We start from the raw sequence: 13,822 nt of genomic DNA, 5'->3' as shown, positions 1-13,822 counted from the left end.
TTATAAGATCCAATTATTTATTTTCAGTTTAAAAATTTGCTCTCCTTCTTTAATTTCTAACTGTACTGGTAAGGATGGATGAGCATGTGTACCATATCTAAGATAATTTACTCTCCAAGTGATACCGTCTTGGTTATAAATACAGTGCTGCAATCGATATTGATCATCAAGTATGCAATTAGTGGCATCACCTGAAAGTCCTAGCATCCATAAACGTAATTTTTTTAGTGGTATTTTTATACCTGTTAGTTTTTGTATATTTTTATCTATGTTATTTTTGATATAATATTTTTTTTGATTATTAGTAATTTGCATTCTACCAGAAGAAAAATTTAGTTCAATTGTATTACTGCATAATTGATTAATAAAAATTAAATAATAATTATCTGGTTTAATCTGTTCCCAAAAAAAATTACTATATACTACTTGCTTACCAGCTACTAGGTAAGTAAAGGTACCACGTATTTGATACTTAGTTATTTTTAATAATTGTGCTTCATGGTTTTTCCACTGCTGTATTTTCTTAGAATTACCAGTAAGATTGGTTTGTTGTAAAGCACTACAAGATATTAGTAATAAATAACTTAATATTAAGGGGGTTAAAAAAAATATTTTTTTGTATTGATGTCTAATGTTCATATTTAAAATAACGAGAATACTCATGATGAGTTACAGGAGAAATCCTATCTACCACTATTGATTGATCATGTATACTCATTCTAAAATAGTGAGTATATTCTTGTATAAGATATTATTATGTCTTATCTATTATATTTTCTTTATTCAAATTATATTTCATAGTAAAAATACATAAATCATTACAATATATACTCACAATTATAAATAATATTTATATATATTTCCTAGAAAAAGCAATGATAATATATATCAACATATAAATAATAATTTTCTATAACACTAATATTTTTTTATACATCAAATATATTATTTTAGATAAATTATTATTTTGTTATCTTGCTTGTACTTAAAATATACTAAAATATTACTTAAGTAACTCTTAATTAAAAGGATTATATGTTTTCTATTAAAATCTGAATGTAAATGTTACTTAGAATGTATGTTACTTATTATTAATACAAGAGATTATTTTATGTTATTTAACTGTGAGTATATTTTTATATTTTAAAATATAAAAAATTAATATATAAAATTAACTAGTTATGTATGACTTAGTGATTATATATTTTAATGAAAATTAAAATCTTCTAAATAAAATAAATGTTAGTAGATTTACTATAGTCATATAAAATATTTTATAAAAATATACTATAAAGATCAGTATAAATGGCACATATTATCTAGTTATTAATTTAATTAAAACCTTTTCTAAAAGAATATTTTAAATATACCTTGTAACTAATAATCTATACACTAAGTAGTAATTTACTAAATATACACTAACTAAATCAATATCATGAGATTTATAATGTTAAATAAGTAATAAACAGTTAAAATATATCATAATAATGACTCGTTGTATGAATATGTATAAATTATAATATATAAGATAAATAACTTATTCTATACTGACTTAAACAAACTAAAATATGAAAAGATATGTTTAATAATTAAGTATTATAAATATACTAAATTACTTATCTAGTAATAGAAATAAGTTAAATTATTTATGCACTCTGTAGACGAGTATATCACTAAAATAAGTAATCATAATAATATTTCAAAAGTAAGAATTTACCCTGTAAAGGTATACAATAATTTTTCTTGCTTTTTTATATATAGCGCTAAAATAGGCAAATCATAAATTATTTATCTAATATTTCTATTGATATTTCATAAGAAAATTTCATAAAATAATTTGCAAATCTTGACAAGAATCCATACTCGAGCTAATATTTTATTAAAGATATTTAATGATATAAAAATATTTATTTCTATAATATTAATCTTAACAATATAACAATAGAAATTGTATTTGAATAAATAATTTTTAGCATACTAAGTTATAACGTTTATATTTTTTAGGGCACTAAAATAACATACATATTTAACCATTCACTACTTAAATAATTAAAATATAACTAATGCATTCATCAATATTTCTAATAAAATTAATAAGTTATAATAGTATTTATAATAAATATAAGTATACAAGAATTTCTTAAAATAATCAAATTCACTCACTATAAATTATTTAATATAAGTTAAGGTTAGTATACTCATACATGAAGCCCGTTATAATTGCAAAACTTGAAAGTTTACAGGAACGTTATACTGAAGTAAAGGTATACTTAGAAGATTCTAATATTATTAATAACCAGAGCTATTTTCGCAAGCTATCTTGCGAATATGCATATTTAAACCAAATTATAAATTTTTTTCAAATTTGGAAACAAATAAAAAAAGATATTTATGCTGCAGAAATAATGCTTAATGAGCCTGACATTAAAGAAATGGCACAGGAAGAGATTATCAAAGGAAAAAAATATATTCTAGAATTAGAACAGCAAATACATAGTTTACTTTTACCTAATGATCCTAATGATAAACGAAACTGCTATTTAGAGATCCGCGCTGGAACAGGAGGTGATGAAGCAGCATTATTTGCAGGTAATATGTTTCGCATGTATAGCCGTTACGCAGAATCTCATAACTGGACAATAGAAGTGCTTAATACAATTCCAGGTGATCATGGAGGCTTTAAAGAGATTATTACTAAAGTAATTGGTAATAATGTTTATGGATATTTAAAGTTTGAATCAGGCGGGCACCGTGTACAACGTATACCTGCAACTGAAACTCAGGGAAGAATTCATACCTCAACCTGTACGGTTGCTGTAATGCCTGAAATTCCGATAACAGAATTGCCAGATATTAATCCAGAGGATTTACGTATTGATACTTTTCGTTCATCAGGAGCAGGTGGACAACATGTGAATACAACAGACTCAGCAATTCGTATTACCCATATACCGACCCGTATTGTAGTTGAATGTCAAGATGAACGTTCACAACATAAAAATAAAGCAAAAGCCTTATCTATATTAGGTGCACGTATACGTAAAGCAGAAATAACAAGACTAGAACAAGAAAAAGCATCAACACGTCGTAATCTATTAGGTAGTGGAGAACGTTCAGATCGTAATCGTACTTATAATTTTCAGCAGGGGCGCATAACAGACCATCGTATAAACTTAACAATTTATTGTCTAGATGAAGTAATGGAAGGTAAATTAGACATACTAATTGAATCTATTCTTAAAGAACATAAAAATGATCAATTAATTTCAATTTACGAAAATACTAATGCAATTTAATCAGTGGTTAAAACAGGCTATCGCAAGACTTAAAATGAGTAAAAATCCAAGACGAGATGCTTATATCCTACTATGTTTTATTACTGGTAAAAGCTATAGTTACGTTTTAGCATTTAGTGAAATAGTACTAACGTTAAAACAAGAATATCAGCTAGAACAGCTTTTAATAAGACGTATAAATAATGAACCAATAGCTTATCTAATCGGTGAGTGTGAATTCTGGTCTTTGTTACTCAAGATTTCTCCAGTAACGATAATACCGCGCATTGATACTGAATGCCTAGTAGAGAGAGCTTTGGAGTTACTACCAATAAGTGCATGTAGAGTACTTGATTTAGGCACCGGTACTGGAGCTATTGCTTTAGCACTTGCTAGCGAACGTCCTGATTGCTATTTTTTTGGTATAGATTGTTCTGCAGATGCTATATTTTTAGCATTAAGTAACGCTGTAAATTTGCATATCTCTAATGTATCATTTTTAACTGGAAGTTGGTTTAAACCGGTATTAAGACAAAAATTTAATTTGATTGTAAGTAACCCCCCTTATATTGATCAATCCGATCCTCATCTATTACAAAGTGATATTATGTATGAACCTTATAGAGCGCTAGTTGCACCAGAACATGGAATTGCATATTTACGCCATATAATAAAATTTGCTCCCTATTATCTTATTAATAATAGTTGGTTAGTTATAGAACATGGTTGGCAACAAGGAAAAAGGGTTCGTCAATTGATGTGTGAGCGAGGATTTACTCAAGTTTCTACAAAAAAAGATTATAGCAATCATGAACGCATAACATCAGGAAGGTTTGTTTTATTTTTAGCTAAAATATCTTAAAATATACTTTTAACCTAAAATTGTATTATTAATTTTATTAAGAAATATATGAAAGTTATAAAAGAAAAAATAATTTACAATATGAATGTGATAATATTATTATATTATTGATAAATTTTTAAAATACAAAAATTATTTTATTAGATTATACATTGGTTTTATTAAATTACTAATATATGGTACAATATATATTTAATAATATCTTATACTATATTATAGTTCTACTACTTATTACCACGATGTTATAATTTATCCATATTTAATACTTGCATACATCTTCTAATTTATAAGATAAAAATAAAATATATTTCATAAATAAAAGAATAATAAAGGTAACTTAAATATATTATATTTAATAATATTAATTATTGAATACTTTTGTGCTATAAGATTTTTCCTATAGGGGAGATATATGAATTATTATATACTCAATAAAAATATTTTATCTTAAGATAAAATATATATAAAATAATATAATAACTAATTCATAATAACTTAAAATCATGAATTAAGTAACAATGTTTATTATGATCTGAATCATAATAAATATTCCCGTATATATTAAAAATATACATATATAATTAAACTTAAAAAAATAGATATAATACTATTGGTATATAAGTAAAACTAATGCATTATATTATATAATAAACATTAATAATTAATAACTAACAAAATAATAAATACTTATTATTACTAATAAACCCTTAAAAGGGATATATTATAGTAAATATACTTTTTATTATATTTTTATATATACAATACAATAATACCTATTATAGGATATACTAGATAAATAAAATTTAGTCTATTTAATAAATACAATTGCCAAATCAGTCTAATAATTTATAATTATTCAGTATATAGATTATTTATACTAGCTATATTGAATTTTTTGCAACATTCTAATAAGTTAATTATTATTTTTACTACCTAATAACTATATAATGAAAAGTACACTAACATAGTTACGCAATTAAAATTTTTTATAATTTTATAATAAAATATAACTTATAATTATATATTATATTTTATAGTTCTACTCTTTCATGTAATTATAGTCTTATTTATAATCTTAACTATTACTAGTAATTTAATGATATTAATATTACTAAAATATAAATATAGATGCTATCATATAAAATGATAAATAATCATGGTATATAATATCCGAGAAATATATAATTGTTTGATTACAATGATAATATTTTATCTTACTCTCTTAATAAGATTAAATAAGTTATTTTATTATCTATTTTAGATATCTTGTTAATTAACTAAATGAATAAAATATGTATTAATATATATTATAATAATATTATTATTAATAATTTTATTATTGATACTTAACAGCTTTTTATTATAAATAATATTATATTATTAGAACGGATGTATATTTCTAATATTAGATATTAATCAGTGATTCTTACTACTAATTTATTAAGTAAAGTATTTTAATAATCACAAAATAATAAAATATAAAACAGTATTTAAATTATATACTACCTTCACTTTTTATTAGTAATTTATATAAATTATATAATATTAAAATAAAATAAAAAATTTAGTAAAATACATATACCTTATAATATATTCATTATCAATAAATATCTTAATGCTATAATTTTAATTATTATTGTTATTAATATAAATTAGTATACCATATAGTAATTCAAAAATATTACACCATAAAGACAAGATAAAAAATAGTATTTGCATAAACCATAATATATATATATTTAAAATAAGTTACTATCTAATTATATTTATACAGAAGAGTTAAAATACTAATTAGTAGTACTGTACATAATAAAACACATGGATCTGTAATGTACATTACAAGTAACTAAGCAAGATTATTCTAAATTATTAGATAATTATATCTTCATAAGAATTACATAAAAACTATACATAATAATTTTGTGTTAACAAAATCATAAATAAACTAGAATAATGATTATTAAATTCATAATTATTACTTCATTAACCATCTTATTATTTTATATATCTATAAATTATTAGTATAATAATAAAAATCATCAATTATATAACTAGTTAAATTCTAGAAGATATTGTTAATATCTAACATTATAGCTTATAGCGTAGATTTATTCATAACTTTTCTATTATTAATTTTATTATTATATTATTTAGTTTGATTACTATTTATAGGTGGTATATTTAATACTACTCGTATATGTAATAAAAATATATTTTTAGAAAAACCAGCGTAAATATTGTTTAGTATATAGATAAATTCGCGTATCTATGTATACTTTCAATATATGTAAGTAAATTAAAATAATACATGAAGTTATTAGTTATTAAATAATATAATAAGGTTAATAACCTATTTTATATAATACTTTACAAATTTATATAGCAGTATCCCCAATAAGAAATACATAAATTATAAAATAGTAAAAAATATGCCAAAATTACCACAATTATGGTAATAAAAACTATTTTTACTAAGAAATAACCTGCAGTAAAAATAAAATTTATTGACATATATATATTTCTAACAATCTTAGAGGTTGTAATACAAGATTAATAATCTTATTAAAGATATATAAAATAATTTAAATAATATTTAATAATTAATATTTAGTACAAAACAATTTATTTACTACTATCACTAATAAGAAATTATCTAATATTAAGAGAAATTAAAAAACAAATACAATATTAAAAATAATACATAACCTTTATTCATATATATCAAATTTATGCATCAAATACAGATCATATAATATCTACTTATAGAATATTCAATAATATATTTCTGTATAACTATTTGGTAAGCTATTAAATAAATATTATAAAACACAAAAACATTATATATTTTAAGATATTTGTAAGTAGGATGATTAGCTTATTATGTTATTTTTAACATCAGACTAGAATTATAATATACTAAATCAATTTAATATTAAAATCCTAGTAAAACTATATTTAGTTTAATAAGAATATTCTAAGTACTTAAAATAATAATTTTAAATTTTTAAATAAAATAAGCCTAAGGAATAATCTGATTTGTTATGATATTTGATACTAGGAGATCAATAATATATGAAAAAAATTTTACTAATTGATGATGATCACGAACTTATAGAGCTATTAAAAGAAATACTACACTTAGAAGGTTTTAATGTAGTTATTGCGTATGATGGTGACCAGGCTATAAAGATTTTAGATCCTAGTATAGATTTATTATTATTAGATATAATGATGCCAAAAAAAAACGGCATAGATACATTAAAAGCAATACGTCAGCATTATCAAACCCCAATAATAATGCTAACTATACGTAGTGATGAACTAGATCGCATTCTAGGACTAGAACTTGGAGCTGATGATTATTTACCTAAACCTTTTAATGATCGTGAGCTTCTTGCACGTATTCATGCAATCTTACGCCGTGCAAATTGGAAAGAATCTAAACAAAATAGTAAAAGCAACTTACAAACATTAGAAATAGGTTATCTATTTATGAATCCAGGAAAACAAGAAGCTTGTTTTGCTGGAAAAATATTAGAATTAACAGGAACTGAGTTCACCTTACTTTATCTACTAGCTCAGCATATAGGGCATGTTGTTTCACGAGCATATCTAAGTGAAAAAGTATTAGGTAAACGTCTTACTCCATTTGATCGTGCAATAGATATGCACATCTCTAATTTACGTCATAAACTCCCTGAACGTAAGGATGGTCAACCTTGGTTTAAAACTCTACGCGGCCGTGGCTATCAAATGGTTTCTATTTTCTAATGAATAACCTTAAAGTGCGTATTTTTACTATTTTCTGGTTAATGTTAATATTAGTACTCATGGTAATATTATTACTATTAAAATTAGATGAAAATCAGTTAAATGATTTAATAGATAGTCAAATAAAGCAAGAAGTAATAATAGAAAAAAAAATAAAAAATAGACTGACAATAGATATAACAAATGATTTGGTTTGGTGGAAAATCTTACTACACAATATTGATCAATGGTTATTTTCTAATCCAGCAATTATACTAGTAACAAAAGAGGGGTATATTATTAAAAATCAACGTATATTAATACAAAACATGCGTACCTTCATTAACACATCTGATAACAGAGATATATTAAAAAAAAATAAATATAGCCCACTTGAAAAATTAGGTCCTCTTTTTCCTAAAAATAACCAAGATCAATATCAGTTTTATTTAGTACGCCAGGATAACAACTCTCAAGATACATTTATTAATTTAATATTTAACCGACCCATTTTTTTATTACTAATCACTATATTTAGTAGTACACCTTTATTGATTTTCATAACATATAATCTTGTTAGACGTGCACTTAAACCTAAAAATACTATTGATAACATTAAAATTGATAGTCTTAATCAGCAACCAGAATTAGAATTTAGGCTGCAAGAATTTTTAGCTACAGATAATAGTTTAAATCAAATAGTAATTACACTGCAAAAGATAGTCAACACACAACAAATCTTAATATCTAATATCTCTCATGAGTTAAGATCTCCTCTGACACGTTTACAGCTTACTATTGCACTTATGCGTCGTCGTTATAAAGAATATAATGAATTATCACGTATCGAAATGGAAATAGATCGTATAGATAACATGATTAATGACTTAATATTACTTTCGCATAATGTATATCAAACTACATTAGAGAAAAAATACTTGAAAGCTAATGAACTTTGGTACAAAGTATTAAAAAACGCTAAATTTGAAGCTAGTGAGGTAGGTAAAATACTAGAAATTATAAATCCTCTTGGTCCTTGGCCAATTTTGGGTAACTATAATGCACTTAATAGTGCACTTGAAAATAGCATACGTAATGCTATATACTACTCATATAATAAAATCATAATCACTTTTAATTGTGATAGCCGGGGTATTATAATTAAAATAGACGATGACGGCTTTGGTGTAACTCAAGAAGAACATGAGCAGATTTTTCACCCATTCTATCGAACTAATGAGGCACGTAACAGTCATATTAATGGTACTGGTTTAGGATTAGCTATAGTCCGCATGGTTGTAGAACAACATCATGGTTGGGTTAAGGTTAAAAATAGCATCCTACTAGGTGGTCTATGTCTTAAAATTTGGTTACCACTTTATATAAAGTAAATTTTAAAAGATAATTTTTATTATCTATAATGTTAGTATAGGTAAATTCACCTTCTTAATATTGGTCATTAGTTAATAGAAATATTAATAGAAGTTGTACTAGAAAATTTCCAGATATTATATCTGCATAAAATTATGAATTTTCAATACATATAAACTTGCAAAAATATTTATAAAAAATTTCTATAATTTTATATGTCCTTATATAATATAGTATAATTTTAAATTTACTCAGTTAAATATCTAATAATAAAAATTATAGGAAGTAATGTGACTATATAAATAAATGTATGCATCAATCTTAAAATATTAAAAATATAAAAGATACTTTTTTAAAATGTTAGTTACCTAAGTTAGTATACCAATATATGATTGTTTATATAAGACATATAATAAAAAAAATACATGTAACTGTTTATTATAAAAACACTCTAGGTATTTATTAAATATAATTAAGATATATTTTAATGTTTACTCAATATCAATCTATAATATAAATTCCATTAAATAGTAGGGTAGTAAATATAAATTAAATATACAGGTAGATGATACTATTATGTATTTCTCAATACTAACTGTAAATTTATTTTTAAATAACATAGTCTTTACATAACTCTTTGATCTATATACTTAATATACATTATGTAATTTTTTATTTTACATCTATCAGTATATAAAAGCTATAGCACATAAAATTGTACATATTACACTAATTTTCTATAACTCAAATATAATAATTTATTAAATTTTTATATTTATATAACATATAAAATATACTTATAAAATAAAGAACTATACTAAAAATATAAACTATAGTTTACTACTAGTTTTAAATAAATTTAGTAATATACTATAAACAAGAAAACTTAACTAACAATGCTTAATAAATAAATGTAAAATACATTACTACTCAGGGCAAATAAATAAGACATAAATAAATAGCTATAAATATATTAACTTTATTATCTATATAAAATATTAGGAAATAAAATGATAATTTTTAAGATAAGGATAAGATCTAATCTTCTTAAGTAAAATAGTAAGTTGAAACATACATATCTTAAGATGCTATATTTATATTTATTTATTAATGAAATAAGATAGCCGACCTTAAGATAATTAATAATATAGAATAGTGGTAATTAGATTAACTATAATATCTAAAACAAAATTATACTATAATATATTGTATTGCATTTAATATGCAATACTGTAATTGCTAAAAAGCAAAGAGCATTTATTTGTCATCTAAATAATAAAATTTAATTAATAATAATTATATGATACATTATCCATTTTAATAGTTTGTTATACTAACACTACATTAGTATAGTTATTATATATAAATGTAATGATTCATTATATTTAAAAGAAATATATACTCTATATTATTTATAATAATACAATACAGTATTTTTACTTATTAAGCTTACTACCTTATAGTAAGAGACATATTATCTATGTCTAATTCATTAGATATTAAACTAATCACATGTTAATATAAAAATATAATAAATAGAAGTTTAATGGTAGACAAACATTCGTCTGCCTCTATATTCAATTATAGTATAGGTCAGACTATGAAGCGCGCGATAGTATTATTTAGTGGCGGTCAAGATTCAACAACCTGCCTAGTTCACGCATTAAATCAATATAATGAAATACACTGCATAACATTTAATTATAACCAACGTCATAGTACTGAAATAAACATTGCCCGTAATTTAGCCCTTAAGTTAGGAGTTTATATACATACAGTATTAGAGATACCATTACTTAATGAGTTAGCTGTCAGTAGCTTAACTCGCCCTAATATTTCTGTACCAACTGAAAAAATAGATACTATTCCCAATACTTTTGTTCCAGGTCGAAATATTATATTTCTAACTATAGCTGCTATTTACGCTTATCAAGTGCAGGCTAATATTGTTATTAGTGGTATATGTGAAACTGATTTTTCCGGCTATCCAGACTGTCGTAATGAATTTGTGCAGGCTCTTAATAGAGCAGTAATCATAGGTATAGGACAAAATATACATTTTAAAACTCCATTAATGTGGCTAAATAAAGCTGAAATTTGGGCTTTGGCGGACTATTATCATAAATTAGAGCTTATAAATCAAGAAACCATGACATGTTATAATGGTATTAAAGGAGTAGGGTGTGGTAATTGTCAATCCTGTTATTTACGTTCTCATGGGTTAAATAATTATCTAACTAATCGCACATTAGTTAGAACTAACATGAAAGAAAAAATAGGCTTATAAAAGCTCATTTATAATTTATAAAGTATCTACTCTCTTTCTCGTTATTGAGTTATTTCTAATATCTTCACAATTAATTGTGATAAAAAATAATTATATTAGGAGAGAAATTGATACCTTAACATTAATATATATTTTATATGTATAAGTTTATTAATCTTTAAAAAAGTGGATACACTCTAATAATTTATAAAAATATTATTACAATATAATAAATTATATTATTATCTGAAAATAACGATGTTTTTAGATTTAAAATATATTATGTACACTATAAAGATAATATTTTTAATACTAAATATACTTACTAATATATAGAATAATAAATAATAAAATAAATTCAATAAAAATAATAAAGATCACCTAAAAACTTAATAATTATTAAAAGATACCTTTTCTATATAAATATATATTATAGTATTTTCTAGTAAAAAAGTTAAAAATAGAGATTTTAATTATTTAAAGAAGATATATAAAATAGTAGTGAGAGAGAAATAAAACCTTAAATTTATGACGTATATAAAATAATAAATTAATTATTTCATTTATCATAGTCTTGGAAACTATAAAGTTTATATTACAAAATAGTTAGATATTTGATCTAATATACTATTATAAATTATTTAATATATAAATATTAATTACTATTATATAGTATAATACTCATAAAAAATTTATTTCTAATATTTAATTCAAATATTATTTTATGGGAGGTAGATATAATGATATTATCTATATAAGAACATTAATATAAATTAAACTTTATATACATGACACTTAATTAATCATACAAAATATCCTTAATATAAGCAATTAGTAAGACTTATAGTAACCCACTATAAGATAGTATATCTTGACAATATATTAGAAAGATACTATGTTAATTGAACATTAATTAGTATATATACAAGAAAAAAGTAATTTATTACTTAAGTAGGTTACTCTCTATAAGCCGGTGAAAAAAAATTTTATGTATACTTTTAATATAATATCGATAATATACCTTGTATATTAGTTAGTTGTTTTTCCTAAAAACAAATGAAAATAGATATAATATTATTAAAAAATAAATTGAGATATCCTACTATAGGATAGTATCCAATCCTTATTTTTATAAATAATAAAATTACACACTGTAGTTTTTATCCACAACTAAAATATTTATATAAATACACATTGATAGGTAATATTATTACATAATCTATCTAATATTTATTAAATAAATTATAAAAAGTTTTTTTAAAAAAATATCTTCTATCTACTTAAATATTTTAATTATTAAAAAATAATAATTATACACTTTTACTATACTTAGAATATTATACCGCTAGTGAAAACTATCTATTAGAATTTTATAATAAATAATATAAAATATTTTAGATGATTTATCTATCTTATGATATGCTACTTTAGCAGGTAAAACTAATAATTAATTCTGATAAGGTAAATTCATAACCTTTGAATAAATAATAAGCACAATATTAAATGGTTATTAATAAACAACATATGAGGGAATGCTAATATATTAAGATACTATAGAGAGTATAAATTTAATAATAAAACATTTTTTATTATTAAATATTTTCTAAAATAATATTTTTATTTCTTATAAATAAAATCAAAATAATGTTATAAACTACTCAAGCTAAGAACTTGACCATCAATACACTTTCTATCGTAAAATAATTTATAGATATATAAAAGTAATACAGTATCTTATTAAAGATAAAATATATTATAATTAAATATTATTTATTATAAAGTGCTTTTATAGAATAATATTAATTTCCCAGAATAATTTATAATTACACAAAAATATAATTTATGTATCTAGTAATGATTTTAATATAATTTTATATTATTATTTAATGTTCTATTTATAAGTATTTTGTAATAAAAACTATTAAAATAGTTACTAGTATTAGATGGGTTTTATCATTGAATTAATAGGATATATTTATAATCTTTAGATTACTGATATCTAAAATACTTATATATTATAATTGCATAAGAACAGCTAATTTTATAAGTATCACCATTTACTACTAAATTTATTTAAAATATTACCATTATATACTATATAACCATTATACTTGTTATATATCTAATAAAATTTATATCCTTATAATTTTTTATCCGAGTGCGTCAATTGATTAGTAGGTTGTACAATTAGATGATAACATCTACATGTATTAACGGCTTCATTTTAGCAAAAAGAATTTATTTAGTAGAGATTATCAATATTAACCAGATATTCTGATATATATTTAATGTAATAAT

At 22.1% G+C, this 13,822-nt stretch carries 6 protein-coding genes; 5 read left to right on the top strand and 1 reads right to left on the bottom strand.

Annotation, left to right across the window (positions count from 1 at the left end; genetic code table 11):
* Complete coding sequence (gene lolB / locus K0T98_RS00480) at positions 1–639, bottom strand: lipoprotein insertase outer membrane protein LolB (protein ID WP_225639464.1); 639 nt, start codon at positions 637–639, stop codon at positions 1–3.
* Between the two features lie 1,565 nt (positions 640–2,204).
* Here lolB and prfA point away from each other — a divergent pair.
* From prfA to queC, 5 genes are all read left to right on the top strand, one after another.
* Positions 2,205–3,296: a peptide chain release factor 1 gene (gene prfA / locus K0T98_RS00475; RefSeq protein ID WP_225639463.1), complete on the top strand. Its 1,092-nt coding sequence runs from the start codon at positions 2,205–2,207 to the stop codon at positions 3,294–3,296.
* Positions 3,286–4,137: a peptide chain release factor N(5)-glutamine methyltransferase gene (gene prmC / locus K0T98_RS00470; RefSeq protein WP_225639462.1), complete on the top strand. Its 852-nt coding sequence runs from the start codon at positions 3,286–3,288 to the stop codon at positions 4,135–4,137. The genes prfA and prmC overlap by 11 nt, the downstream gene beginning before the upstream one ends.
* Positions 4,138–7,209: 3,072 nt before the next feature.
* Entirely contained in the window at positions 7,210–7,908 is a 699-nt protein-coding gene (gene cpxR / locus K0T98_RS00465) for an envelope stress response regulator transcription factor CpxR (protein WP_225639461.1), read from the top strand.
* On the top strand, positions 7,908–9,278 hold the full coding sequence (cpxA, locus tag K0T98_RS00460; protein WP_225639460.1) for an envelope stress sensor histidine kinase CpxA: 1,371 nt from the start codon (positions 7,908–7,910) through the stop codon (positions 9,276–9,278). The genes cpxR and cpxA overlap by 1 nt, the downstream gene beginning before the upstream one ends.
* A 1,580-nt stretch (positions 9,279–10,858) precedes the next feature.
* Positions 10,859–11,545 carry a 7-cyano-7-deazaguanine synthase QueC gene (gene queC / locus K0T98_RS00455; RefSeq protein ID WP_225639653.1) on the top strand — a complete coding sequence of 229 codons (687 nt, stop codon included), beginning with the start codon at positions 10,859–10,861 and terminating at the stop codon, positions 11,543–11,545.
* Positions 11,546–13,822: the final 2,277 nt, after the last annotated feature.

The organism is Candidatus Profftia sp. (ex Adelges kitamiensis) (assembly GCF_020342455.1).
Lineage (GTDB): Bacteria > Pseudomonadota > Gammaproteobacteria > Enterobacterales > Enterobacteriaceae > Profftia.
The sequence above is the reverse complement of the archived record's forward strand: the minus strand, read 5'-3'. Positions and strand labels throughout refer to the sequence as shown.